The organism is Enterobacter sp. JMULE2, from assembly GCF_013337145.1.
In the GTDB taxonomy this organism is placed as follows: Bacteria; Pseudomonadota; Gammaproteobacteria; order Enterobacterales; family Enterobacteriaceae; genus Enterobacter; species Enterobacter mori.
The window spans coordinates 447990-473526 of the sequence record NZ_SGWD01000017.1; the positions used below are offsets into that span (position 1 = coordinate 447990).

The 25537-nt window shown below is 48.6% G+C and carries 19 protein-coding genes, 1 tRNA gene and 6 pseudogenes; 13 read left to right on the plus strand and 13 right to left on the minus strand.

Annotated features, from left to right (window positions below):
- Window positions 1–109 precede the first annotated feature (109 nt).
- The 6 genes from EXW94_RS24425 to EXW94_RS24450 all read left to right on the plus strand — a co-directional run bounded on the left by EXW94_RS24425 (window position 110) and on the right by EXW94_RS24450 (window position 5739).
- Window positions 110–1411, plus strand: coding sequence for an anaerobic C4-dicarboxylate transporter (locus tag EXW94_RS24425; protein ID WP_028016415.1), 1302 nt, complete (start codon window positions 110–112; stop codon window positions 1409–1411).
- Between the two features lie 113 nt (window positions 1412–1524).
- Window positions 1525–1848 (plus strand): divalent cation tolerance protein CutA, encoded by a 324-nt coding sequence (gene cutA, locus EXW94_RS24430; protein ID WP_010427778.1) that lies wholly within the window; start codon window positions 1525–1527, stop codon window positions 1846–1848.
- On the plus strand, window positions 1824–3539 hold the full coding sequence (locus EXW94_RS24435) for a protein-disulfide reductase DsbD (RefSeq protein ID WP_174341225.1): 1716 nt from the start codon (window positions 1824–1826) through the stop codon (window positions 3537–3539). The genes cutA and EXW94_RS24435 overlap by 25 nt, the downstream gene beginning before the upstream one ends.
- Before the next feature lie 49 nt (window positions 3540–3588).
- Window positions 3589–4164: a transcriptional regulator gene (locus tag EXW94_RS24440; protein WP_089601520.1), complete on the plus strand. Its 576-nt coding sequence runs from the start codon at window positions 3589–3591 to the stop codon at window positions 4162–4164.
- 117 nt (window positions 4165–4281) lie between these two features.
- Window positions 4282–4357: transfer RNA gene (locus EXW94_RS24445), tRNA-Phe, on the plus strand.
- A gap of 176 nt (window positions 4358–4533) precedes the next feature.
- Window positions 4534–5739: an integrase arm-type DNA-binding domain-containing protein gene (locus tag EXW94_RS24450; protein WP_174341226.1), complete on the plus strand. Its 1206-nt coding sequence runs from the start codon at window positions 4534–4536 to the stop codon at window positions 5737–5739.
- Between the two features lie 267 nt (window positions 5740–6006).
- Here the strand turns inward: EXW94_RS24450 and EXW94_RS24455 are convergent, their stop codons facing one another.
- Window positions 6007–6174 carry a hypothetical protein gene (locus EXW94_RS24455; RefSeq protein ID WP_174341227.1) on the minus strand — a complete coding sequence of 56 codons (168 nt, stop codon included), beginning with the start codon at window positions 6172–6174 and terminating at the stop codon, window positions 6007–6009.
- Between the two features lie 16 nt (window positions 6175–6190).
- Here EXW94_RS24455 and EXW94_RS24460 point away from each other — a divergent pair, with 16 nt between their 5' ends.
- The 3 genes from EXW94_RS24460 (at window position 6191) to EXW94_RS24470 (ending at window position 9013) form a co-directional block, all read left to right on the plus strand.
- On the plus strand, window positions 6191–6559 hold the full coding sequence (locus tag EXW94_RS24460) for a hypothetical protein (protein WP_174341228.1): 369 nt from the start codon (window positions 6191–6193) through the stop codon (window positions 6557–6559).
- Window positions 6560–7035: 476 nt separating this feature from the next.
- Window positions 7036–7953: a LysR family transcriptional regulator gene (locus EXW94_RS24465; protein WP_174341229.1), complete on the plus strand. Its 918-nt coding sequence runs from the start codon at window positions 7036–7038 to the stop codon at window positions 7951–7953.
- Window positions 7954–8488: 535 nt separating this feature from the next.
- Complete coding sequence (locus tag EXW94_RS24470; protein WP_174341230.1) at window positions 8489–9013, plus strand: cytochrome b; 525 nt, start codon at window positions 8489–8491, stop codon at window positions 9011–9013.
- A gap of 96 nt (window positions 9014–9109) precedes the next feature.
- On the opposite strand, the gene EXW94_RS24475 is transcribed toward EXW94_RS24470, so the two are convergent.
- Window positions 9110–9727: a lytic polysaccharide monooxygenase auxiliary activity family 9 protein gene (locus EXW94_RS24475; protein WP_174340743.1), complete on the minus strand. Its 618-nt coding sequence runs from the start codon at window positions 9725–9727 to the stop codon at window positions 9110–9112.
- Between the two features lie 1001 nt (window positions 9728–10728).
- On the opposite strand from EXW94_RS24475, the gene EXW94_RS24480 reads away from it, so the two are divergent.
- The 3 genes from EXW94_RS24480 (at window position 10729) to EXW94_RS24490 (ending at window position 12542) form a co-directional block, all read left to right on the plus strand.
- Window positions 10729–10887: a hypothetical protein gene (locus EXW94_RS24480; RefSeq protein ID WP_174340744.1), complete on the plus strand. Its 159-nt coding sequence runs from the start codon at window positions 10729–10731 to the stop codon at window positions 10885–10887.
- A 52-nt stretch (window positions 10888–10939) separates the two neighbouring features.
- A complete protein-coding gene (locus EXW94_RS24485; RefSeq protein WP_174341231.1) occupies window positions 10940–11524 on the plus strand; it encodes a hypothetical protein in 585 nt (194 codons plus the stop codon).
- A gap of 163 nt (window positions 11525–11687) precedes the next feature.
- Window positions 11688–12542, plus strand: coding sequence for a hypothetical protein (locus tag EXW94_RS24490; protein WP_202665830.1), 855 nt, complete (start codon window positions 11688–11690; stop codon window positions 12540–12542).
- Between the two features lie 191 nt (window positions 12543–12733).
- On the opposite strand, the gene EXW94_RS24495 is transcribed toward EXW94_RS24490, so the two are convergent.
- The 5 genes and pseudogenes from EXW94_RS24495 to EXW94_RS24515 form a co-directional block, all read right to left on the minus strand.
- Window positions 12734–13012 (minus strand): hypothetical protein, encoded by a 279-nt coding sequence (locus EXW94_RS24495; RefSeq protein ID WP_174339268.1) that lies wholly within the window; start codon window positions 13010–13012, stop codon window positions 12734–12736.
- Between the two features lie 188 nt (window positions 13013–13200).
- Window positions 13201–13983: pseudogene (locus EXW94_RS24500) on the minus strand (IS5 family transposase); the annotation flags it as partial.
- Between the two features lie 181 nt (window positions 13984–14164).
- Window positions 14165–14569: pseudogene (locus EXW94_RS24505) on the minus strand (acetyl-coenzyme A synthetase); the annotation flags it as partial.
- Window positions 14570–14630: 61 nt separating this feature from the next.
- Window positions 14631–14839, minus strand: a pseudogene (locus EXW94_RS24510) (ATP-binding protein); the annotation flags it as partial.
- 34 nt (window positions 14840–14873) lie between these two features.
- Window positions 14874–15188 (minus strand): annotated as a pseudogene (locus tag EXW94_RS24515) (transposase); the annotation flags it as partial.
- A 59-nt stretch (window positions 15189–15247) separates the two neighbouring features.
- On the opposite strand from EXW94_RS24515, the pseudogene EXW94_RS24520 reads away from it, so the two are divergent.
- Window positions 15248–16091: pseudogene (locus EXW94_RS24520) on the plus strand (IS5 family transposase).
- 11 nt (window positions 16092–16102) lie between these two features.
- Here the strand turns inward: EXW94_RS24520 and EXW94_RS24525 are convergent.
- From EXW94_RS24525 to mscS, 6 genes and pseudogenes are all read right to left on the minus strand, one after another.
- Window positions 16103–16867: pseudogene (locus EXW94_RS24525) on the minus strand (IS110 family transposase); the annotation flags it as partial.
- Between the two features lie 202 nt (window positions 16868–17069).
- Entirely contained in the window at window positions 17070–18965 is a 1896-nt protein-coding gene (locus EXW94_RS28375; protein WP_254797795.1) for a DUF3320 domain-containing protein, read from the minus strand.
- A complete protein-coding gene (locus tag EXW94_RS24530) occupies window positions 18952–22944 on the minus strand; it encodes a DUF4011 domain-containing protein (RefSeq protein WP_254797794.1) in 3993 nt (1330 codons plus the stop codon). Before EXW94_RS24530 ends, EXW94_RS28375 begins: the two co-directional genes overlap by 14 nt.
- A gap of 497 nt (window positions 22945–23441) precedes the next feature.
- Window positions 23442–23810: a hypothetical protein gene (locus EXW94_RS24535; RefSeq protein ID WP_174339267.1), complete on the minus strand. Its 369-nt coding sequence runs from the start codon at window positions 23808–23810 to the stop codon at window positions 23442–23444.
- Window positions 23811–23963: 153 nt separating this feature from the next.
- Complete coding sequence (locus EXW94_RS24540) at window positions 23964–24302, minus strand: glycine zipper family protein (RefSeq protein WP_174339266.1); 339 nt, start codon at window positions 24300–24302, stop codon at window positions 23964–23966.
- Between the two features lie 82 nt (window positions 24303–24384).
- Window positions 24385–25245 carry a small-conductance mechanosensitive channel MscS gene (gene mscS / locus EXW94_RS24545; protein ID WP_174339265.1) on the minus strand — a complete coding sequence of 287 codons (861 nt, stop codon included), beginning with the start codon at window positions 25243–25245 and terminating at the stop codon, window positions 24385–24387.
- Between the last annotated feature and the right edge of the window lie 292 nt (window positions 25246–25537).

The following is a 25537-nucleotide window of genomic DNA, read 5'->3' on the forward strand; positions in this document are numbered from 1 at the left end:
GCTAAGCTTCCGAAAGGCACGTCACTTGTGACGTGCCTTTTTTCTTTTTAAGCATTACCAATTACACAACATTTCAATATCAACTTGTTAATAAACAAGGAAGGCACTTATGTTTGGAGCAGAACTCGTCATCGTCTTGTTGGCGATTTATTTGGGTGCACGACTCGGGGGGATCGGCATCGGTTTTGCCGGCGGTCTCGGGGTGCTCGTTCTTACCCTTATCTTTCAGATCAAACCCGGCGCAATCCCTTTTGACGTTATCGAAATCATCATGGCAGTTATTGCGGCTATCGCGGCCATGCAGGTCGCAGGCGGTATGGACTACCTGGTGAGCCTGGCGGAGCGTATGCTGCGCCGCCATCCAAAATATATTACCTTCCTTGCCCCGCTGGTGACCTGGTTTATGACCATTCTCGCCGGTACGGGCCACACCGCCTTCTCTACGCTGCCAGTGATTACTGAAGTGGCGAAGGAACAAGGTATTCGCCCGTCGCGTCCGCTCTCTATTGCCGTCGTCGCGTCCCAGATTGCGATTACCGCCTCGCCGATTTCCGCTGCGGTGGTCTTCTTCGCCGGTATCCTTGAGCCGATGGGCGTGAGCTACCTGACGCTGCTGGCGATCTGTATTCCGGTGACGCTGATTGCGGTCATGATCACCGCCGTGCTGTGTAACTTCCTTGGTGCCGAGCTGAAAGACGATCCGGTTTACCAGGAACGCCTGGCGAAAGGTGAAGTGAAGCTGCGCGGCAGCCAGGTCTTCGAGCTGAAGCCACACGCAAAACGCTCCGTGCTGCTGTTCCTGATCGGTATTGTCGCCGTGATGTTCTATGCGACCGCCATCAGCGACACCGTGGGCCTGATCCAGAACCCGGTCCTGCCGCGTAACGAAGCGATTGTGGTGTTCATGCTGACCATCGCAACGCTGATTAGCATCACCTGTAAAATTGACACCAGCGAAGTGCTGAACGCCAGCACCTTCAAGTCCGGTATGAGCGCCTGCGTGTGCGTACTGGGCGTAGCCTGGCTCGGTGATACCTTCGTGAAAGCGCACATCAGCGACATCCAGACCGTAGCCGGTGACCTGCTGCACAATTACCCGTGGCTGCTGGCGGTCGTGCTGTTCTTTGCTGCGACCCTGCTCTACTCTCAGGCCGCCACCACCAAAGCGCTGATGCCTGCGGCACTGATGCTGGGTGTGACGCCGCTGACGGCAATTGCCTCTTTCGCGGCGGTTTCTGCGCTGTTCGTATTGCCAACCTACCCAACCCTGCTGGCGGCGGTTGAAATGGATGACACCGGCTCAACGCGTATCGGTAAGTACGTGTTTAACCACGCGTTCCTGATCCCGGGCGTCGTCGCCATTACGCTTTGCGTGATCCTCGGGTTTATCATCGGCGGCATTGTGCTGTAAACGGATTGCCGTTGTAAAAATAGTTAAAATCGGGCCGCTCTGCGGCCCGTTTCATTAATGACCAACTGCCTTGCGTGATATAGTGAAGACTTTCGTGATGAGGAGGTCGACTTGTGAACACGCCTGATGCTGTTGTCGTACTGTGCACCGCCCCTGATGAAGCCACTGCCCAGGATCTCGCCGCCAAAGTGCTGGCCGAAAAACTGGCTGCCTGCGTGACGCTCCTCCCCGGTGCCACCTCCCTTTATTACTGGGAAGGCAAGCTGGAGCAGGAGTACGAAGTCCAGATGTTGCTCAAAACCAATCCGGCGAATCAGCAGGCGCTTCTCGACTGCCTCAAATCTCATCATCCTTACCAAACTCCGGAACTGCTGGTGCTGCCAGTGGTCCACGGCGATAACGACTATCTCTCATGGCTCAACGCTTCCTTACGCTGATCCTGCTGCTGTGCAGCACGTCAGCTTTTGCCGGGTTGTTTGACGCACCCGGCCGTTCGAACTTTATTCCTGCCGACCAGGCGTTCGTTTTCGACTTTCAGCAAAACCAGCACGATCTCAATCTTGCCTGGCAGGTGAAAGAAGGTTACTACCTCTACCGCAAGCAGGTGAGCATTACGCCTGCCCAGGCTAAGGTGGGCGCTTTGCAAATGCCCGCGGGTGAGTGGCACGAGGACGAGTTCTACGGTAAGAGTGAAATCTACCGCCAGCGCTTAAGCGTGCCCGTTACGGTGAATCAGGCCGATAAAGGTGCAACGCTGACGGTGACGTATCAGGGCTGCGCCGATGCGGGATTCTGCTATCCGCCGGAAACGAAGGTCGTGCCCCTTAGCGAAGTTAATGCTGCCGCCGCTATTCCCCCTCTCCCCTCAGGAGAGAGGGCCAGTGTGAGGGGTGAAGGCGAAGGCGAAGCCGCGTCAGACCTTCCATTCTCTGCGCTGTGGGCCTTACTGATTGGCATCGGCATTGCCTTTACGCCGTGCGTCCTGCCAATGTACCCGCTTATTTCGGGCATCGTACTGGGCGGCAAACAACGCCTCTCCACCGCACGTGCACTGCTACTGGCCTTCATCTACGTGCAGGGTATGGCGCTGACATACACCGCGCTCGGCCTCGTCGTCGCCGCTGCCGGATTACAGTTCCAGGCGGCGCTTCAGCACCCTTACGTGCTTATCGGCCTGTCAGCGGTGTTTATCCTGCTGGCGCTGTCGATGTTTGGCCTGTTCACGCTGCAGCTGCCCTCCTCGCTGCAAACCCGCTTAACGCTGATGAGTAACCGTCAGCAGGGCGGATCGGCAGGCGGGGTATTTGCGATGGGCGCGATAGCAGGGCTGATCTGCTCCCCTTGCACCACCGCGCCGCTGAGCGCCATCCTGCTGTACATCGCCCAGAGCGGCAACATGTGGCTCGGCGGCGGGACGTTGTACCTCTATGCACTCGGCATGGGCCTGCCGCTGATTCTGGTGACGGTATTCGGCAACCGTCTGTTGCCAAAGAGTGGTCCGTGGATGGAGACGGTAAAAACCGCGTTTGGATTTGTGATTCTGGCGCTGCCTGTGTTCCTGCTGGAGCGCATCATCGGTGATGTCTGGGGCATTCGCCTGTGGGCAATGCTCGGCGTGGCCTTCTTCGCCTGGGCATTTATCGTCAGCCTGGGCGCAAAAAAAACGTGGATGCGCCTGGTGCAAATTCTTCTGCTCGCCGCTGCGCTGGTGAGCGTGCGTCCGCTACAGGATTGGGCGTTCGGCTCATCCGTTAGCGAGACGCAGGCGCACCTGAATTTCACGCAAATTAATAGCGTGGATGAACTCAACGCCGCCCTGACGCAAGCCAAAGGCAAACCGGTGGTGCTCGATCTCTATGCCGACTGGTGTGTCGCCTGTAAAGAGTTTGAAAAATACACCTTTAGCGATCCGCAGGTACAACATGCTCTGAAAGAAACGGTTCTGCTCCAGGCGAATGTGACAGCCAATAATGCGCAGGATAAAGCGCTGCTAAAACAACTTAACGTTCTTGGGCTGCCAACGATTCTGTTCTTCAATGAGCAGGGCGAAGAGCAGCCGATGCAGCGTGTAACCGGGTTTATGGATGCGACGGCGTTCAGCGCGCATTTGCGCAATCGCCAACCGTAAACAACACTTTAAACGGGACAAACCGTTGGGAATAACGGAGGAGAAAACCGTGCAACGTGAAGACGTACTGGGACAAGCCCTGCAATTACTTGAGATTCAAGGGATCGCCAGCACCACGCTTGAGATGGTCGCCGACCGTATCGATTACCCTCTGGACGAGCTTACCCGCTTCTGGCCCGATAAAGAGGCTCTGCTCTATGACGCCCTGCGCTACCTCAGCCAGCAGGTGGATATCTGGCGCAGGCAGCTGATGCTGAATGAAGAGCTCACGGCAGAGCAAAAGCTGCTGGCGCGTTATACCGCCCTGACGGAATGCGTCAGCAACAACCGCTATCCGGGCTGTCTGTTCATCGCCGCCTGTACGTACTTCCCCGATCCTGGCCACCCCATCCATCAGCTGGCGGATCAGCAAAAACGTGCGGCGCATGATTTTACCCACGAACTGCTGACCACGCTTGAAGTGGATGACCCGGCGATGGTGGCGAAGCAGATGGAGCTGGTGCTGGAAGGTTGCCTGAGCCGCATGCTGGTGAACCGTAGTCAGGCGGATGTGGATACTGCTCACCGTCTGGCGGAGGACATTCTGCGCTTTGCCCAGTGCCGTATGGGCGGGGCACTGACTTAAGCCAGCATTCTGCGTCGACGCACAAACCGACAGACTGCCGCAAAGTTAAGCAGTTGAATCGCTTTTCCCGAAATAGTGTTGACGATCGGGCGGGTTTGCGGTTTAATGCGCTCCGTTGCCCGGATAGCTCAGTCGGTAGAGCAGGGGATTGAAAATCCCCGTGTCCTTGGTTCGATTCCGAGTCCGGGCACCACTTTCACTTCTGCAGTACTCTCCCAAACTCCTCGAAACTCAAGTACAATCAAACATATACAACCTTAAAGAACGCTTTGAACTCCACCAAAGTCAACCTGACTCTCCCTTAATCAAGGATCAGCCGGGGGCTTACCTGGGGGCTCAATGTGTTCAATCAGTTTTAGGGGCCCCCTTATGGCACTCACAGCCAGGCAGGTAGAGACTGCCAAGCCGAAAGAGAAAGACTATAAACTCAGTGATGAGCGAGGATTGTTCTTGCTGGTCAAAACCAGTGGTGCACGCTACTGGCGTATGAAATACCGTATCGCAGGCAAAGAGAAAAAACTGTCGATTGGTGTCTATCCTGAAATCACTCTCGCTGAAGCCAGACTCAAACGTGACGACGCACGCAGGGTTATCGCTGAAGGCGGAGATCCCAGTGAGAAAAAACAGCTCGAAAAGCTCTCACGGAAAATCTCCGTCGTAAATACGTTCAGGGCGCTTGCTATGGAGTGGCATACACACAAGCAGGCTTCATGGTCCGAAAGCTATGCAGAGAGCGTGCTTGAGGCGCTCGAGAAAGACATTTTCCCTCACGTGGGTAAACGCCCGGTGGCTGAAATTCTTCCTCTGGAAATGCTGCAGGTTCTTCGCCTGATTGAAAAACGCGGTTCGCTCGAAAAACTTCGTAAGGTCCGACAGTTCTGCAATCAGATCTTCCGTTATGCAATTGCAACAGGCCGCGCCACCATCAATCCCGCCTCTGAATTAACCAGTACACTGACCGCGCCAAAAACAAAGCACTTCCCTCACCTTCTGGCACATGAACTTCCAGAATTGCTCGTAAAGCTGGCCGATTACCACGGCAGCCCTGTTACCCGTATGGCAACCAGCCTGTTGATGTTAACAGGCGTAAGAACCATTGAGTTAAGGGCTGCTGAGTGGTCTGAATTTGATTTAGACAATGCCATCTGGGCGGTACCGGAATCGAGAATGAAGTGTGGACGCCCCCATCTGGTGCCTCTGTCAAGACAGGTCACGCAAATTCTGCAGGAACTTCGCGCACTTACAGGCCAGTATCGTCTGGTATTCCCGGGGCGTTGCGACATCAACAAACCCATGAGCGAAGCAAGCATCAATATGGTGCTCAAACGCATTGGTTACGACGGCAGAGCAACAGGCCACGGTTTTCGCCACACCATGAGCACCATTCTTCATGAGAAGGGCTTTAATACCGCCTGGATTGAGATGCAGCTTGCCCATGTGGACAAAAACAGTATTCGCGGAACCTATAACCATGCGCAGTATCTGGAAGGCAGACGGGAAATGATGCAGTGGTACGCGGATTACATCGACAACCTGAAGCAGCAAAGTAAGGTTCTTACCGCGCCAGAACGTTAACCCTCATATCAGCAATATCATCACATGTCCCTGCCCGGAAACGGCGGGGACGTGATTTTTTCTTTTTTTTAACCGGACTACTCCTGTGTTTAGCCTCAGGGGTGACAGATGGCGCATGAAAGGAATGCAAATGTACGCTTAGCGCATGATTTTTATGATACCTTTCACAAATTTAACATTCAGCATCTGCTGATACAAAATAAAATCAGAATTCACCTATATTAACTTCCTGTGCGCATTAACCACACAAAGCAAGATGTTATCCGTTCAGGGTAATGATTCTGATTTGCTGATGCGCCAGACTGAATAAAACACAGAAAGCGTCAGCGCATGAACAGCCTCGCCTGTGACCAGGGCCGTGCATGCTTTTTGAAAAATCTGTAAAAGCAGAAGGGTGATTTCACGCTGTTTTGCTGAAATATTAATGTGAGTCACAGGGAGAGACTTTCCTTTGCATAAGAAAACAACAGCCACTCTGGCGCTTATATTCACGGCCGTCGTTACAGCCACCGTCGCAGGCTTCACGGCTGAAGATAAACCTGTTTATGTATCAGATGCAGAAGCGCGGACGGCATCATACCTGACGAGCAGTTACGGCCCGGCACGGTGCATGACCTCCCGCACACCTGAAGGGAAATGGGAGATGCGTTGCACCACCGGAGATAAAGGACTGCAGTTTGAATGCCAGGTACTTGCGGCAGAAATGGCTCCCGGCAGGGTATCCAGAAGCTTCTACCTTATTGCCCTGAATGAATATGCGCGGCAAAGCGCTCAGGAAGGACTTATGAGATTTCTTCAGGTCGATACCGGAAGTCGCTGATGCCATTCATGGTAACAGGCAGTATGACACCAGGGTAACAGGATTATTCGCTTAAACATTATTCTCTGTCCGGAAATGCATACGACCTGTACCCCGGGCAGGAGTACCGGCTCAGTTTCGCCCTGAAGTCCGGCACTATTTTTATTTTTTTCAGGCCGCTATTTAATTAATGAAAATGTGAATGGACAACCCGCTGGTGAATATCTGGGCGACGGTTAGGCACATTTTCAGCGCGAGCAAAGTCGCTCAAGGAGAGGCGGTAATGATTCTTTTATTCCGGGACAGGCACCACAGGGCGGTGGTGAGTACCGATAATTTATCATACTTTGTATTTTGACTGGCGTGCAGAAGACAATTTATTAACAACGCACCTGTAAAACCTTCTCAGGTATTCAGGAGCTGTGTATGCAAACGAATGTGATGTGCATCGTATTTCAATGCCGGCATGTTGATATGGTTTAAAAAGGGAAGCCATAATGAAAAATAGCTTCAAAAGAAGTGAGCTTGTCGCTGTCTCCGAAGTTAATAAATACAAAAGCTATGGTCTGGCAGCAAAGAACCTCAATATCGCCCAGGCCAACCTGAGCAGAACAATAACTACTGTTGAGGAACGAATCGGGCTGAAGATATTCGAAAGAGACACGAGGCCAATCAGAACGACTCATTTTGGCAGCGAATTTATTGACCACATTAAAAAAACGCTCGACGTAATGGAAGAACTGTCGTCTTTCGCAGAAAACTACAAGCAGTCATTAAATGACAGTGTGAACATTTGCGCCCCCACCGGTATCCTCATCTATCTGGCGAGGCATATTTTACCAAAGGTCAGGGAGGCCAGGCCAGAAATCGGTTTTCGTTTGACCACGCATAACACTACAGCAACGACCGGCATAACCGTCCGGGAGGATGCAGACATCACGTTCACTTATTCAGCCCCCACGAATGAGCTTCTCGTGGCAAAGCGAATTGCCGCAACAGCTCTGGATGTTTACAGCACGGCAGAGACGCTCATGAGGTATCCTGTCTCGGATATAAGGGATTATGAACGCTATCCCTGCATCAGGCTAACCGAAAAGGCTGAACAGCCCGACTGCTGGTGCCTGTATGATAAAAATGAAAGTAAGGAAATAAGACTCAGCGTAAACGGAAACTATGTGGTTGATAACTATATGACAGGTCTGGAGCTTGCCAGAACCAGCAATCATTTTTTCATGGCGCCAAAAATACTCGTAAATGAGATGAACGCTCTGAACCTCAAACCAGGCCTGCCTTCACATACAGAAGCTTTCGGCTCTGTATATATGGTTTACAGGCCAAAAGCTTATTTACCCTATCGCATCAGCGTTGTCACGGCACTGATAAGCAAACTTCTGGGGGATGATTTTTCAATGTGATACCAGAGCAGGGCTTGTGAAAAAACCAAAAAAAAGACACTCTGCCATATGAAATATAATATATCACAGACTGACTTGACAGAGCGAGCGGAATTCAGGCCGGCCTGGGGCAGCATCTTTACCCATCCTGAAAATAAACAATCGGTTTAATTATGCAAAATGCCATGAGGTGATATAAAAAATACGCTTTTCTACACAGTTTACGGGCAAGTAAAAATCGTGTATTTTGCGACAAACGTTGCTTTGGAGAGTAAAATTCAGGATACTTTGAAAAGTATTAAACTGAATGCCATAGCAGCATATTACATTCCATAATTACTCCGGGGAAGATTCTGAGTGACTTTCCTGTCTGATTGATGGACAACTGGCTTTTATTTTAAGGTATGAACCTCGTACGGCTCTTCTGAATGAAGAATATTATAAAATGCAAACAATCCAACTCCCAAAAGGTAATAATAAAACATCACTTCATAATTCATTTATCGCTTTTTTACGGTATCATACAGCAATCTAAAATTAGACAAGGAAGGTTTCAATGACTTACTCTGAAAACAGTTCTGATAGTTATCGCTATGACAGACTTAGCCGGGCGTTACACTGGGGTGTTGCAGCCGGAATAATATGGGTCATGGTGGCTGGATATGGATTGCACTGGATAAAGGATGTTCAGGCACATAGACTTATTTCAAATTTGAACGCGTCTATAGCTACATGTATTACTTTTTTAATGATTGTGCGTTATGTGTGGCGTTTTTTCAGGCCTTTCGAAATTATAAATCATCATAAAAACCAAAGATTAGTAACAATGATCCACGATATTTTCTACCAAGTGATTTTTGTTGTATTAATCAGCGGTTTTTTGATGATGAAAGGACCTTTCTATTTCTTTGGGATTTTCCATATTCCAGCAATCATCAACAACCCTATAGTTAATGTGTTTTTCTTTAATGTGCATCGTTACAGTTGTATGGCTCTGGGCACTATGCTTTTACTTCATGTGCTTGCAGTTATAAAACATCATATAATTAACAAAAGAAAAGTTCTTTTACGGATGTTGTAGCTTTTACGGACGTTAAAATTTTTAAATAAAAATGGGCCCTAACTAAGGGCCCATTTTTTTATACTCCCGGAGTATAATTAAAGAGTGTCCAGACCCTTACTGCGGGAACAGGAGATCATAAGTTTGATAGAATGCGTTACCTGTGTCAGCCACAACCCACATTAAAACAACTACATGATACCCTCTTTTATTCGCTGGGAGTGGTAATGCATGAACCTCAACCGGCTCAAGCGGATAATTCCAGTATGGTTCATCACCTGAAATATTTTCATAAAAGGGTTTTGTTTCAAGTTGTTCACGTGTCACTTGCTTTGAAGGATCCCAGCCATCCTTCGTAATGAACGCGATGTATCCGCGCGTTTTATGGGTTGCAGAATATTTCCAGTTAACTTCAATTGTCTGTGATGGCGTTACCTCCAGTCTTGGCCATGGAGCAAGCCCCTGCTCTATTAGCTGAGCATCAGTATAATTGAGTCTGATACGATCATCTCCTTTTCCCCCACTTAAAATCAAACCATCCGCAGGAGGAGTATTACTGGGTGCATCTGATGTGCAGTAGTGTGCAGGTCCTGCTAAAGTATCAGGAAAGTTTTTACCGCCTTCGAGCTCAGCCGCGTCCCACTCCATAAAATCCTGGGGCCAGAAATTCATTGCATGAACAGCACGGCTGGCAGGTTCATATGCATATCCGTGCAAAGGCGTCACTTTTTTCATAAAACAATCTCCTTATTTTTAAATTAAGCTGAGAAAAAACAAATACTCTCACGCCCGATAACTGTATATGCATACAGGCTTATTTAAAAGGAATTCAGTGATATAAAATAAGTAACTTTTTGATATATTAATCTGAGCCGCTATTTCCGGAAAGTTCTTGTAACTTAATTTAACAGTGTCTCCTGCACCGGTATTCCCTCGGAGAGGGATGTGCTAGCACGTACATAACTACAAATGAAGATTACTGATGCTGGCTGGATTCATTCAAGACGGAAGAGTAGAAAGGGATGTTTTCCGGAATATTTTTACATGCAATGCCGGATTGCTGAAAGCACTCCCCCTTGTGCATGGCTCTTAAGCCACTGCACCTCCCATCACCAACAATTCAAAGCCAAGATAAAAGTCAAGTCATTTAATCGCACAATAAAATACACAAATAACAAAATAATTATTCTTGCGTGCATTTCATTCCACTTTAGAGGCAGTTCATTCCCTTAAGAATTGATACGCCCAAAAAATAAAATATAATGTTCTCAGCCGATTTACCTTAGGTTTTAAAAATGCATTATTACCTGCTAGCTATTAACATCCTTGTCAATGATTTGAAATTAAAACCTGACGAAGCCATTAAGCGATTACGCCTTCCTCCGGGTACCGCGAGAAAGGTTCATAAAACATTTATCGAAATTAAATGCTGAGAGCTTAATTATCTTTCCAGAGTATACTCAGAAAAATACAGCGCTGAAAAATAAAACTTCCAGGATTAAACCGACATCATGAATAAAAAAAGTTTTGTTATCATTGTAACGCGCATTATCATCATATCAGAAATGTCTGCATCAAGTGTAACCGCACAGATACGCACCGCCTACATGTAATCTGGAAGATTTTTTTCTTCTCCATAGTTGTTTTTGCAGAACTTTATTTTTTCGAAATATTGAAAATATAGTTTATTTAACAAAAAGCATTTAACTTTTCATCCTGATAATAAAGAGGCTCTTATGCATAACTACTATATTGCGATAGATATGTTAACTAATCATTTAGGATTGTCTGTTGATGAAGCGATTGAGTCGATTAATCTTCCACACGATATGATGAAACAACTGAAGCAAGCCTACTTAGAACACAGGATTGGATCAGATGAGCAACAGGATTGATTGGTTTATAGTAACTCAGTTAAATATTGGCTTATTAGAGGCATAATCTGAAGTGGAGAAGTTTGAGCTGTCAGAGCAAACCCACGAACTGCCTGACGGCAGGCTGCTGAGACGTATCCGGGCTCTACAAAATATTGGGTCATTAACAGCAGGTACGTACGGTGGTTTTGTTGAAACGTCAGAAAATCTAAGCCAGAACGGGGCATGTTGGATCTGGCATGACGCGAAAGTATTTGGAAATGCACGTGTTTGTGATAATGCAAGAGTTCATGGCTGTGCTGAAGTATCCGGCAACGCAATAATATCCGATAATGCGCTGATCTTCGGAAGATATACCGGACCATGCCTTCAGGTTTCTGATCATGTAAATGTATCAGGCAATGCTTTCATAGGAGACAATGCACAATTATCAGGAAATGTTAAGGTAAAAGATCATGCTAAGGTTTTCGGTCATGTCAGAATATATGATCATGCGCAGATAAGTGGGCATGCAATGCTCTATGACAATGCGAAAATCTGGGGAAGAGCGGTTATTAATGGCTACGCCCAAGTGTATAAAAATGCTATTGTGAATGATGTATTGATAACGGGATTTACGCGGCTGGCTGAAGTTTATCACATCTATCAAACTTATTAAGCAAACACGACTGTTTTAGTATCGAAATCAACAGGATAAAGGGTTATACTAATATAGATTAAATAACCCTCATGCTGATTACTGGTTTTGTCAACCAAAAGATACTTCGACGCCACATATAACTATATATTCAGTTAACTTAAATGTAAGGAGAGTGTAAACAATGTGGGATACAGAGCAAACAGCTATGCCGAGAGAGTCCGCAAGAAAAATGCTACAAGAGATGACAGGGCATGAGCGATTTTCTAAAAATACTGAGTTCATCTTAAAACTAAGGAAGAAAATAAGCGTTCATAGTCTGTCCAAAAACCCCACGAGAAGTTTTATGTTAAGAGGGGGGGTTGACCTGGAAGGTATTAAAAAAATACATCTGGAATATCGATATGCAATTGTTCAGCCATTCACGGATGCGCTATGCGCAGCACAATTCAGGTCTTATCAGCTGGAAGATAAAGGTTTATGTCCTCCTGGGGGTAAGCTTGTACCACGTTTTCTGCTAAATCTGAATTGTCTGGATGAGTTTGGCTTTACACCAACATGCAATGATTTAAAATATTATACAGGCAATCCTAAGTATGCTCATTACCCTTTATTTGAAGAGGTAATGAAAAAAATAGGAGTTAACCCTTCTGAATACAATAAATTCATTCCCAGCCCGGAAGCTCAGAAAGCCAAAGAATTACTTTTATCATCATTTGAAAAATTTGAAGAAATCATAACACTGCTCGCCGTCGGTGAGATTCAGGTTATTCTTTTTTCAAATGCCCTCAAAGTAAATACGATTAAAAAAGGTGTAGATGTATCGCAAGGATATTATCAGGTGCATGGAACCGAAGCTCTGGGAGAGACAAATGCACATGATGACGATCATGAAGATGATTGTTGGGCAATTTTAGCATCAGCAATTACAGAGGATGATTATAAACGCATTGAAACGCTCGCCATGACTTATCTTGATGCATGGGATAACTTCTGGATAAAAATGAAAGACAAATACGCCACTCCCGTTCAAGGCTAAAAAACACATAGTGATTTACACTTAAATCTAACAATAAAAAAACCATGCTTAAACTTTACACTATCAATTATGCATTACACTGTAAAGATTACATGAGAAAAAATACCGTTTAGATAATTTCATTAGATATTATCAGGAGGCTTTTATTTAGCCTCCCTCACACAACTTTAATAAATATTATTTTCTCCCGCCTACTCAGTTTTGTGATGTAAATCAATTATGAGGTTACTAAAATACTCTTTTCTTTTAAGCTCACGAAAGAGATGTAAAATCCCCCAGAATAATGCTCCCCGAAGCTCATGACTTTCGTGAATATGATACTGATTCAATATGTTAAACCATTCATTCACATCGCTTCTGAAATCGGCATTATCTAAATATGTAGTTTCTGAACGAAGCCTCTCGACCAGTTCAAGTAACACAAGAACATCTTCATCAGATGCTTTCTGAACGTTATTAAGTCTTTTCACATGCTATTCATATTTATCAATAATTGAATTCATTCCTGGATTAATTTCCTTTTTTTTAAAGAATTGTATAACGAAGATGTTTTTCTGCATTGTTAAGTCAAAACCTGAATTTATGATACCTGACAATTATTGCAATCCGTACCGACTCTCAGGGGCTTTGTTGAATAAATCAGAGTTAGAGCCTGTCTCAATTTTATTTTGTTCCAGACGATAAGACCACAGGAAAATACAACATGGCCTCGTAATTTCTGTCTTCTTTTCCCATCGGGTCAGGACACGGCGAAAGCGATTATCCAGCTATGAGTTCTCTTGACGACCCTGCGATGGGCTTTAAAGTTCGTGTCTTTACTCGCGTCAGACTCCTCTTTACGAGACTGAATATGCGGCTCGTAGCAGTGGCTATGTAGATATGTTTTCAGCCAGCCGGCATCGTAACCTTTGTCCAGGCAGAGCCTGAGTTTTTGCCCCGGACGACCCGTCTGAAAGGCATCGGGCGTATCCGCAACCAGCTTGTGTCGTGCGTGTTTGCAGCTGCAACGACCAGCGACAGAGGAAGCCCGATGGCGTCCGTCAGCAGGCTGCGCTTTACGCCTTGTTTCCCTCTGTCCGTAGGGGGGCGGCCCGTTTTTTTGTTCCTGACAGCGGCGATTTAGTCATACAGCCGTCCATCGACAATCAAGACCAGTCAATGCCGCCCAGATGCAAACCGTTCTGCAGAAGCGCTCGAAGACTCCTGTATTGCGCCATTCCTGGAAGCGTCGGTGTGCACAACTTGATGAGCATATCCCGGTGGCCTTCAGGGCGTTCCACTGGCAACCGGTCCTTAGGACCAAGAATATGGCGTCCATGGCAGCACGGTTATCAACGCGTTTACGGTGAGTACCTGGCGGATGATTGGTTTTATGTTCAGGGATAAGCGGTGCCATTTTCTCCCAAAGCTCATCGCTGAGCTGCCATTTTCTGCCTGTCATATTTTCGCATTCATAAATTACAAGTTACGACATTCTGACAATCCCTTCTGGCCTTCTGGGATAGGCTCTTAGTCATTGACTTAAGACATCACTCACCCCTCTTACAAAATATTATAAAAACAATGGAGAAATAATTACCACCGGGTTTATTTTATTTCACGCAAAAGCGTCACTTCTTTGGTCATAATGTAGAAATATGCAAAGATTTGTTCGTCGTACGAAGAAGTTTCTTCAGCGCCTCCGGATCGCTGAGTGCCGAAGTGTCTCCGAGATTGCTGGTTTCTCCTGCCGCGATTTTGCGCAAAATTCGACGCAGGATTTTGCCGGAGCGGGTTTTCGGCAGCTAGTCGGTCCAGTGCAGCACGTCCGGCGTCGCCAGCGGGCCAATCTCTTTACGCACGCAGTTACGCACTTCGGTGTAAAGCTCTGGCGAAGATTCTTCACCGTGGTTCAGTGTGACATACGCGTAAATTGCCTGGCCTTTGATGTTGTGCAGGCTCCCCACAACCGCCGCTTCGGCAATCTTCGGATGCGACACCAGCGCCGATTCAATCTCAGCGGTGCCCAGTGCGTATTCCGCTCTATTCGATCACGGATTGGCATTGAAGTTGGATCAGCGATTCGCCTCCATTCGATCAACCGGGAACTTAACTTTTCCTACTGCTTTTTAACCTGTTTTTTCGTCGCTTTCCACTGCCGGTTTATTTTTCCTCATTGACTCACCCTGGAGTACCAGCCTGTGCGCGTTATGCACCAGCCTGTCCAGGATCGCATCTGCCGTTGTCGGGTTCTCCATCAGGCCGTGCCACTTGTCTACCGGGAACTGGCTTACCACGATTGTGCTGCTTTGTCTGTAGAGACCCTTTTACGATCGCCAACATGCTACTGTTATCCCAGATAAAACCCGCCAGTTCTCGCGCAACAGCAACAATCGTTATATTGACATGCTTCCCCTTTGCCTGAAGTTTTCGATACCTTCTGCAAAGCCTGACCTGAGCATCCCATGCCCTGTCAATGACGGGGCGGGGTAAATGTTCCTGACGATTTTGTATTGCCGGACTGATACGTGCCGGATGCCGGTAACTCCACGCAGCTTCAACCAGCAGTTTCCTTGCAAAGCTGTTCCCGGCTTTAGTAATGCTGCCCTGATGTCTGTTTCCACCTGACGAATATTCCGATGGAGTGATACCAAACCATGACATTAGGCTGTGTCCCTTAATCACCTGAGCTATAGTAACTACCTGTTTCCACTACATATTGAAATATGGCTCGCTACGATCTTCCCGATGAAGCATGGGCTATCATCCAGCCCTTATTACCTGCGAACCAGCAACACCACGGGCCGGACGTCCATGGGCAGAACATCGAATGATCATCAATGGCATGTTCTGGGTGCTGTGTTCAGGTGCGCCATGGCGCGATTTGCCTGAGCGATACGGTCCATGGAAGACCGTTTACAACCGCTTTAACCGGTGGTCAAAGTCAGGAGTGATTAACATTATTTTTAACAAGTTACTTTCATCTCTTGATGCCTGTGGTCTCGTGGACTGGTCAGCTACTGCGCTGGATGGCAGCAATATCCGGGCGCTCAGGTGCGCCGCAGGCGCGCAAAAAAACATCCCGATATCACCGGAGATAACAGCCTGGGTCGCTCTCGCGGTGGTTTTGGCACCAAAATCCATCTGGCTACAGACGGCAGCGGTCTTCCGTTAAATATCGTGCTAAGCCCCGGCCAGGCTCACGAAAGCCAGTTTGCACAACGTCTTCTGGATGGTATTGGCGTTCAACGCCAGAATGGCAGCATGAAGCGCCGTGGTCACGCAGTACTGGCAGATAAAGCCTACTCCGGGCATGCGCTACGTAACGAACTGAAAAGAAAGGGTATAAAAATAGTAATACCCAGAAAATCCAATGAAAAAATGGCAACAGATGGACGTTCACAACTCGATCGTGATGCCTACCGCAATCGCAACGTTGTTGAGCGGTGCTTTGGTCGCCTGAAAGAATACCGCCGCATTGCCACACGTTACGACAAAACGGCGAGGAGTTATCTGGCGATGGTGAAACTGGGTTGCATCCGATTGTTTTACAAAAAATTATGCAATTAAGGGACACAGCCTAGCTGTCGAGGATGTTCGAAACGGGTCAGGTCGCCCAGTTCAGAAATCAATCCAATTGCCGTAATAAACTGAATTCCCCGCATCGCCTGCAGAGCTTCCACCACAGGGTAAAGTCTCCATTCGGTAACCGCCTCCCTCAGGGCTGACTCCAGCCGTTCGCATTGTGCCAGCCGGTCTTCTATTGTGCGGCGGTGCTCGTCGAAAGCTAATTGCCGCCAGGGACTCTCGAATGAGTATTTGCTGAGCCAGCGTCGGTGCGCTGGCCCCCAGTCAGCCCGTCCGACATAATGGATCCCATGGACCAAAAGAAACGGCTTCAGTCGTTGTCGGGCATGCCGTAAATCATCGCGGGCAGATGCCCATGCCCGGGCCAAATCTCTGAATGCCTCATCTTCAATACCGGGTACGTAGACAGCAGAAAGATCTCCGGCACGCAGTGAGCGCACCAGTCTGATGGCATCACGCCGGTCAGTTTTGATCCGTTCGCCCGGTTTTTTTGGCATAAGCGAAGGGGCACAGACCATGCAATCAAAGCCGAACTTCACCAGTCGCCGATAAAGGCCGTAGCCGCAGGGGCCGGCCTCATAAACGATACTTACCTGAGATGACTTTGACTGCAGGCGCTTGCAAAGACGTTCAATCTCAGTGGGTGTCGAGCTAATTTTACCCATAAATTCAACTTGTTCTGAATTGATGGCATAGGCAACAGAAATGGATTCTTTGTGAACATCTAATCCGACGTACAACGTGCTATTGTTGTTCATGCAGGCCTCCGTGATGGAAATACCGGGGTGTAGCAACAGCTCAGCCATGCGGCACTGGCAACGATGTTAACCCGCGTTCAATATCCCACGTTGGCCAGCGCCTGTCTCACGGAAAGTCATTATGTCTTACTACTTAACTAAAAAAATTAAACTGTAATTGGTCTTCCCTGGGAAAAGAACTCCCCAGGGAAAACGTTTAGGATTATAAAATTGATTCCAGTCTTTGTTTTGCCTGGCTGGTTAATCGCTTAATTCCCAATGTTCTGGCCATATCTTGGATAATATTGTCTCCTCCAATATTCAAAGCCAAAGCGCGTAACTCCTCACTTGGGATCGCATCCACCTGACGAATATCAGAATCTGTAGCAGGCAGTCGGAATGAACACCAGTCGGCGCGATGCGCCTCTGATAGCCAGATAAAATCATCACCGGACAGATCTGTCGCAACATGATACTGCTGATCCACAATTTCCATGACGCGTTCACGAATCAATCTTCCTGCACGGCTAAAACCATGCACTCGTGCGATTCTCTGGACAAGAGTGGCTTCAAGTAACGGAGATTCGACATTAAGCACATCAGCAATAAGTGCTTTCAGTGTCTCATCATATCCCCCTACATAGAACTGCTCAGGATCTGTTTTTCCACGCCAGTCTTTGAGTTCATTGACAACATATTTACCAGCGCCCCCTGATAAATGTGCTGCGCCAGTGGTTAAGCAGGCATACTTCAGATCAGGCAAAATTTTATCATCCTCATCTTCGGTCATTGGGGACATCACTGCGGGTTCTATTTTCTCCGATAAAGTTGAGCGCTCTTCGTTTGCAGCAACAACCATCACATGTTGTTCACCAGCAGCGCTCTCATTACCGCCGGACGGCTCATTTAACTCCGGCACCTCTTCTGCAGGAACCACAACATCAGCCGCCCTGGAGTCTTCCAGAAGCTGGTTAATTGCGCTATCTAGCCTTTCCAGCGCGCCAGCTTTATCAACCCACCATTCTGTTGACCACAAACGAAGAAGTTTCCAGCCCAGCCCCTGTAAAATAGCACTGCGAACTTTATCACGATCCCTTGCAGTTGCTGCACTGTGGTAAGTAGCACCATCGCATTCGATCCCAACCAGATAATCACCGGTTTTATCCGGATGCACAATTCCCAGATCAATTCGGAAACGTGACACACCAATCTGGGAAACAACTTGCCAGCCTTTGTTTCTTAGCCCATTTGCAACGGCTTCTTCAAATGGCGAATCATATCCGCCCACCGAACCGCGAACAGCCTGTGCCAGCGCCATTGGGCCACGTTGAGCAAACTCGATAAAGTGTTTAAGGTCAGCAACCGCACGCGCGCTGGTACGATTAAGATCAATAAGAGAGGGCTCAAACGAACTAAACACCATCATTTCCTGACGTGCGCGAGTAACAGCAACATTAAGACGACGCCAGCCACCTTCACGGTTTAGCGGCCCGAAGTTCATTGACATCGTGTTAGCTCCCGGCTCGGTCGGACCATAGCCAATACCGAGCATTATCAGATCTCTTTCATCCCCCTGGACAGTTTCCAGATTTTTAACGACAACCGGTTCCTCCCACTCAGACTGGAAAAACAGTTCAATTTCAGGATGCCGCTGTCGGGCACGATCCAGCAAATCGTCGATTAGCTTTTGCTGCTCGGTGTTAAGGGTAATAATACCTATCGATTTTCCGGACGCGACAAACGCCTTATCTGTGAGGCGTTTTACTGTCTCAGCAACGATGGCTTCGGCCTCAGCCTGATTATGACGCCCTTTCCCTTTGGAATATACACCTTCAACTTTGCACCACTGGACGGCACTTTGCTTTGTTTCGGAGGCCGGGAAGGTGATCAAATTGCTGTCATAGTACCGGTTGTTCGAGAAAGTAATCAGGCTTTCATGACGGCTACGATAGTGCCAGCTAAGGCTATGGTTATACAGGCCCGCGGCCAGACACTCGTCAAGAATACTTTCCATATCCTCTTCTGTATCATCGGTGTCATTTGCCGCGCGGTTAAAGAAGCTTGTTGGAGGCATCTGACGGGGGTCACCCGCAACAACAACCTGTTTACCACGCGCCATCGCCCCGATAGCATCCCACGGTGAAATCTGGGAGGGCCTCATCAAATATAACGAGGTCAAACAAGGCCAGGTCTGATGGTAAAAACTGAGCAACGGAAAGCGGACTCATCAACATGCAGGGTGCCAGTTTAGACATCGCATCACCCATTTCGGCGGCCATCTGTCGAACAGGCTTATGACGTCGGGATTTCTGCAGTTCATGCTTAAGTAATGCAAAGCCGCCTTGCTTGGTGACCTCATTTTTTGCCGGGATCGCCCCGCAAAGCTTCGCACGAATATAGCGAACAGTCAGTTTAGCCAGACGATCAGTCTGTACCCTGTACGCTTCAATATCGCTCGAATGCTCAGCAGGAACAAAATTATGCAGCAGCGGTTCAGCATCAATCACCCATGAGGCAAACCAGCGGCAATATGCAGTCTCAAACAACTCGCTGGCACTGATATCGCCCGATTCAAGTTGCACAAACACATCCACCAGCGGTAGTAACCCCAGCGCAACGGCTTCCTCCCGAACACGATTCCAGTCATTCCATGCTTTCAGTGCAGACTGATGATGTACAATCCCCTGCGCACAATCACGCAATACGGATATCGTCAGGCCATCTTCTGATGTTTTTATTAACCTGCTAAATCGCACTTTTGCGTCGCTGAACACTGAGATCGAATCGCGCAAATTACGGACCAGTACTGCAATTGTCCCATGAGGGCCAAGCAGCTCATTAGAATCAATCATCAGCGTTTTGACTGCCATTCTGATATCAGCAAGCCGCTGAGGAGAAGAAGCAAATACCGGCAATGCCCCACGAATCGTTTCAGCTATTTCCAGCGTGTTTTGCAGAGCGGAATAATCAGTTTCAAGGCCATTCCACCCTGGTAATCCCGTGGTTAAAGGCACAAGTTCTGACAGCTGTTTACATAACGGCTGAAGTTTTTCGATAACTGAAAGGTCGACAGCAAAGTCAGGCGGCGCACTCAGTGTATGTTGTCGCACGAATTCCACCGTGACTTTTTTACGGGCATTCGTCGCAAAGAACCAGAATTTTTTATCCGCCTCTTCCAGCGCCACTCTTATCTGTTGAACGTTGACGTTATGCCAGTTGTTGTCAGGATAGTTGACCGACAGCTGTGACTTCGCGGTACTGATGTCATTGAGAAGAGCTATTGCTGTTTTCGCAGCATCAATTCTTGTACTGGCATCCGGCGTAAACATAAAATTGAAATCAATACCAGCTGATTTTGATAATAATTCGCAAAGCTCAACCAACTGAAGAAGTTTCTCCGGTTCACCTGAATCCAGAGTCATCCCGGTGGCAGTCAATAACGATTCGGCTGATTTTTCGAGATGCTCAATTTTTACCGGGATCCCCTGCGCCTCAGCCACCAGGGACGTTTGCCAGCCATTTGTCCAGTCTGTCTGATTAATCACACCAAAGTGGCAATCATGCTTTTTAAAAGCATCGCGATTGAGCTCGAGGCGTTTTGCGACCTCTCTGAATACTGTCATTTGCTCATCTGTGTGCAGTATACCCGCAGCCCAGGTGAAGTGTGGCGTTACAGTACTGGCATCTTTAATTACCCGCCCCATCGCCTGATGGAGTGTTAATCCATTTGGCCAGCGTTGGTGCAGCAACCGAACAATACCATTCAGCCTGTCCCGCAGGCGTTGTACCTTACCCGCTTCCTCTTCCCATTCCAGAGCCGTCAACAAATCCCGGGCATCCCACGCCCTTTCCAGTTGTTTGAGGAAATCCATTTTTGACGTTTTGCTGGAATGCAACTCCAGGCAAAACTCGCCCAGCCCATGAGCTTCCAGCCGTCGGTAAACCACATCCAGCGCTGCTTTTTTCTCGGCAACAAATAAGACACGCCTTCCCAGTGCCAGATTATGCGCAATCATATTGGCAATGGTCTGGGACTTCCCGGTTCCAGGCGGGCCGTCGAGGACAAAATCACGACCTTTTGCAGAGGCCACCACGGCGGCTATTTGTGAGGAATCGGCTGGTAATGGCAGGAAAAGTTCTTCAGTATTCAGCGTATCATCAAGCTTATCTGCATCTATAATTTCGCCACTTTTCTCAAGAACCACATCCTCTTTTCCGCGCTCGATGAGGTATTTTACAAGCGGGCTTTGCATCAGTTGTGGGGCTCTGTCGATCAGATCTTTCCACATCAGATACTTAGCAAAAGAGAAAGTGCCGATCACAACGTCCCGCATGACCTCAAAACCGGGAATATCCCGCACTGCATGGCGTATCATATTCCAGATACCATCCACATCGATCCCACTCTCATCCGTCGGTAATTCACCGTCCAGTCCGTTGATTGTCAGAGCAAAATCATTATGAAGAAGTTCGAGCAGAGTCAGATTGAAACGGGGCTCCTCCTCCAGAAGTCGCATTGTCACGCCTGACAGCGCACTTTTCCGATCCAACTGGATAGGCAGTAGGATCAGTGGTGCCGAATAGCTCCTTGGATCATCGGCTGACTTTTTCCATTTCAGGAAGCCGACAGCAAGGAAAAGGGTATTCGCCCCACCTTCTTCAAGATCGCTTTTTGACTTGCGATATAAATCTATAAGCAATGATTCCAGACGATCCTTTTCCAGTAGCGACACAACTTCGCCGCGCTCCAGCGCCTGGCTGGCATATTCTTCACGAAGGTTTTTATTGGTCTGCTGACGATAGAGTTCAGCATCTCGCCCCCCACTTTCAAGATCAGGCAACGGAACAATTCGGATCCGCTTACCCTCGGCCAGTTTATCTTCCAGGTTTCCAGGATTATCGCAAATCAAACGGATCCCTTTTGCACTCTCCGGCATATGTAATAAGCGGTTACGGGTCGTTAAATCCAGCAATTTCCGCTGCCATTGAACCAGCCGCCCCGATGCTTCTTTTTTACTTTCAACTTCAATATCAAGATCAAAAGAAGGAAGTAAAGGGGCATCTTCAAAACCATGTCGAATTTCAGGTTCCGATTCAGTCTGGTTTTCCTGCCGTAAACCGCCCAGAGCCAGCGGGCGTATTTTTTGCATACGAGCGCGGCGAGTATCGATCGCAGCATGAAACTCTTCTTCAGTCAGGTGTTTTAACGCTTCTTCACAAGCCTGCGTAAATGATGGTGGGTGCGCTTTTGTAACAAAAGTCGTTTCAAACACCACCATCTCTTTCAGATCAACACGCTTACGGACCGAAGAGACATCTTCAGTGACCAGTTGGGCAAACTCCTGCGGCTGGAGCCAGAGGCCCGCAAAAGCATGCCCTTCGCTCAAATAAACCAGAGGGTTGAGTCCCATTTGTTCGAGCGCAGAAGAAAACAATAAGGTTGTATCCAGACAAGTCGCGATCTTGCCTTCCATAATTGCGCCCGGCGTACGAATTTTCTGACCGTTGCACTCGAAGCTTGCAGGGGGCAATGCGTAACTGAGGCTCAGATTACAGACGGCCGTCCATAACGCTGAAGCCATTTCCCAGACGCGGGTTCTGGACTTACTTTCGTAGCCATCCAGCGCATCATTTTTCCCTGCACTACGCAACACTTCCGACGTAGCCTTGAGAATTCGATCAACTGAGGGATCATTTGGCATAATGAAAGATGGCAGGAGCTCCACCATCGAGTTTCCCCCCCACTCATTTTTTGCCAGCGCTTCCAGGGGATAATTTAAGGAGAAAAGTACGTCATCACTCTGTCGTAAACTGAGGGTGACTTCACATGCCACACTCTCTGTAAGCTCAGCCAGCCATCCCGCATTGAGCTTCACATCCCGCTCACGAATATCAACGGACAAGCCGGGAAGCAAACAGTCAATATTCCATTGCTTAGCTTCCAGCACTGCTGGAACTGTCTGCAGATGCAACGTCAGATTTTCAAAGGTTTGCTCTGACTCATTATGCAACGTCAGTTCACGTAACAGAGGGACCGCATTCTGGTGAGACGTAAATCCCAGTTTATGCGCGATGCTAACCTGCGCTTTAATACTCATGACTTCTCCTTAAGAGACATTCTTCTGATGACAAAATGTTTAGAGAAAAAGGTTGTCGACACAGAGGCACAAATCACCCGATGAAGTCGCCAAATTGCAATACCATAAAGTACAGCACGGTCGCGGAATATGAGACAGGAAGGCAACCGTCGAAATAAAAATTGCCTCACAAACCAATTTTTATCATTCTGGGTAATATGCCAAAGACTGTCGCTGAAAATTTAACGTAAATATAACCTTTCCAGGAAATCTTTCGCCGCAGACAAACTGCCTGTGCTTAAACACGACTTCATTTATAGCGTTGTTTCAATAATACAGGATTGAAACTGGTGTAACCGACAGCGCATCAGTGCACCTGCAAAATGGCATTCTGGTCGGGCACGATCTTCCCCTCGTCGGTATTCGCGATTTGGTACCGCTCTTCAGGATACATTTGCACCGCCGGTAACTCGTTGCTGTGGCTCCGTGTCAGTTGCCATGGTTTGCCACAGACAAGACTACATTTCGCCGCCCTTCAGACACAGCGAGGTGAGTCCGCGGAAAAAATCCCCCACGCTGATATCTGCCTGCACCGGCAAAGGCGCGACCCGTAACCGGCACAACACCCATGCGGGTGAGAGCGGCAGGCTATCCTGCAGAGTCAAAAGGTATTCATGTGGCAGGAGGGAAAAGAGCTCCCGAAGGGCATTTTCATCAGATGGAAATTTGACGCCAAAACGCCATTCCGCTTCGTGAAGCAGCTCCTCCATGTCATCACTGCAGAATCCCAGACCTGAAACAAGCCGGGTTTCTGTCGTAATAAAACCCGGGGCACTGTCGCCGCGACTGCGGATCAGATGGATAACCTCCGCGAGTGAAGGGGGCATAAATTTACCTGTACGGGTTGATGTGATGGCGCATAAGCCTGGAGCGTTTTCTGTACGACCTTAACGTGCCCTTTTACTAAGCAGCCAGAAATCGTGCCGCCAGTCCACGCGATCTGCAGAAAGGGCAGTATGTTCGCTGCCCTGTGTCATTTATCAGTGCAGGGCCTCGCCGGCCAGTCCACTTGCGCCCGCCCCCGTGACAGCACCTTTCACCACGCTTTTACCCGTTGCGGCCGCCACGACTGCACCGGTAGCTGCGCCTGCCGCACCGCCCTGTCGGGCTGCCTTGCCTGTGTCACCGCTTTTGGTCATTGCTCCGGTGCCTGCACCGACAACCGCGCCCCCGACGGCTGATTTCACATCCTTCCCGGCAGCAGCGCCGACGGTTGCGCCAACAACGGCACCGGTCGCTGTTTTATCCATTGCCACGGCGGATACGGCAGGTAGCAGCGCCCCCAGTAACACAAACGCGCACGCTATTTTTTTGTTCATTGCTTCATTTCCTTTAGTTCATTGAATCTGATGACACTGTGAATCACACGACAACCGTCTGGTTGCACGGGATGAGCATGGTTCAGTTTCCATGCAGCCTGTCGTCATTTCTGATGCTGACATCCATTTGCGGGCGCGGTGCAGGAATACCGTTGTCGTCGAGCTCGCGCTTGATGGCTTCCGTCAGGTCAAACCAGACATCCCAGTAAAGAGCGGTATCTGTCCAGCAACGCACCACGAAGTTCAGCGCCGGCGGCGCCATCTCGTTCAGTCGTACCGTGATGCCGTTTTCATGGATAATCCGGCTATCGGCCGTAACGACATCACTCACCACGCGCTTCACCTGCTCAATATCGGCAGACCAGGCCACGGACACGGTGATATCCACCCTGCGACGCGGCTCGCGCGAGAAGTTGATGATGTCCCCGGCGATGATTTTGCCGTTCGGTACGATAATGATTTTGTTGTCAGGCGTGCGCAGGGTGGTGGAAAAGATATTCACCCGGTCAACCGTGCCGGCCACGCCGCCCACATCCACAAACTCACCGGTGCGCAGGGGACGCAGCGTCACCAGCAGCACGCCGGCGGCGAAGTTTGACAGCGAACCCTGCAGGGCAAGCCCCACAGCCAGGCCAGCAGCCCCTATCACGGCAATGACCGACGCGGTCTGGACACCCAGGCGGCCGAGTACGGCAATGACCGTGAAGGCAACGATGGCATAGCGGACCATGGCCGCAAGGAAGCCCGATACCGTCACGTCAATCCCGCGACAGGAGAGCACCCGCTCCAGCGCCGTACCGACAAGGCGGGCAAATATCAGTCCGGTAATTAACAGGACGGCGGCCGAAATAATATTGACCGCGTATTCGGTTAATAATCCCTGATTTTTTGCAAACCACTCCCCGGCCTTATTGACTTCATCTGTAATGTTCAGTTCTTTCATTTAATACTCCATTTAAAATTTCACCCAAACGGGTGCTGATTGAAAATAAGCCCAGGCAATAACGCCACCGTCATTCTGTATATGCAGGTCATATATATCACCCGTAAATAGAGGTAAATACGACAAAGCCGGCAAGTAACAAGACACTCAGTATCCACGGAAGTAAATGTCCTGCATGCCTTCCGGAAAAGGGGGTTCTGACATTACAGTGCGTACACCGTGTGGCATCATGTGAAATAAGTGCCCCACAATGACGGCATGGCCTGATGATTGATGGATTCATAATGTTCTC

Bases quoted from the DNA above. Each gene is read 5' to 3' on its own strand.
- EXW94_RS24425 (WP_028016415.1), top strand. From the start codon at position 110: ATGTTTGGAGCAGAACTCGTCATCGTCTTGTTGGCGATTTATTTGGGT.
- EXW94_RS24435 (WP_174341225.1), top strand. From the start codon at position 1,824: ATGGCTCAACGCTTCCTTACGCTGATCCTGCTGCTGTGCAGCACGTCA.
- EXW94_RS24450 (WP_174341226.1), top strand. From the start codon at position 4,534: ATGGCACTCACAGCCAGGCAGGTAGAGACTGCCAAGCCGAAAGAGAAA.
- EXW94_RS24465 (WP_174341229.1), top strand. From the start codon at position 7,036: ATGAAAAATAGCTTCAAAAGAAGTGAGCTTGTCGCTGTCTCCGAAGTT.
- EXW94_RS24470 (WP_174341230.1), top strand. From the start codon at position 8,489: ATGACTTACTCTGAAAACAGTTCTGATAGTTATCGCTATGACAGACTT.
- EXW94_RS24475 (WP_174340743.1), bottom strand. From the start codon at position 9,727: ATGAAAAAAGTGACGCCTTTGCACGGATATGCATATGAACCTGCCAGC.
- EXW94_RS24480 (WP_174340744.1), top strand. From the start codon at position 10,729: ATGCATAACTACTATATTGCGATAGATATGTTAACTAATCATTTAGGA.
- EXW94_RS24490 (WP_202665830.1), top strand. From the start codon at position 11,688: ATGTGGGATACAGAGCAAACAGCTATGCCGAGAGAGTCCGCAAGAAAA.
- EXW94_RS28375 (WP_254797795.1), bottom strand. From the start codon at position 18,965: ATGGCGCGTGGTAAACAGGTTGTTGTTGCGGGTGACCCCCGTCAGATG.
- EXW94_RS24530 (WP_254797794.1), bottom strand. From the start codon at position 22,944: ATGAGTATTAAAGCGCAGGTTAGCATCGCGCATAAACTGGGATTTACG.
- EXW94_RS24535 (WP_174339267.1), bottom strand. From the start codon at position 23,810: ATGCCCCCTTCACTCGCGGAGGTTATCCATCTGATCCGCAGTCGCGGC.
- EXW94_RS24540 (WP_174339266.1), bottom strand. From the start codon at position 24,302: ATGAACAAAAAAATAGCGTGCGCGTTTGTGTTACTGGGGGCGCTGCTA.
- mscS (WP_174339265.1), bottom strand. From the start codon at position 25,245: ATGAAAGAACTGAACATTACAGATGAAGTCAATAAGGCCGGGGAGTGG.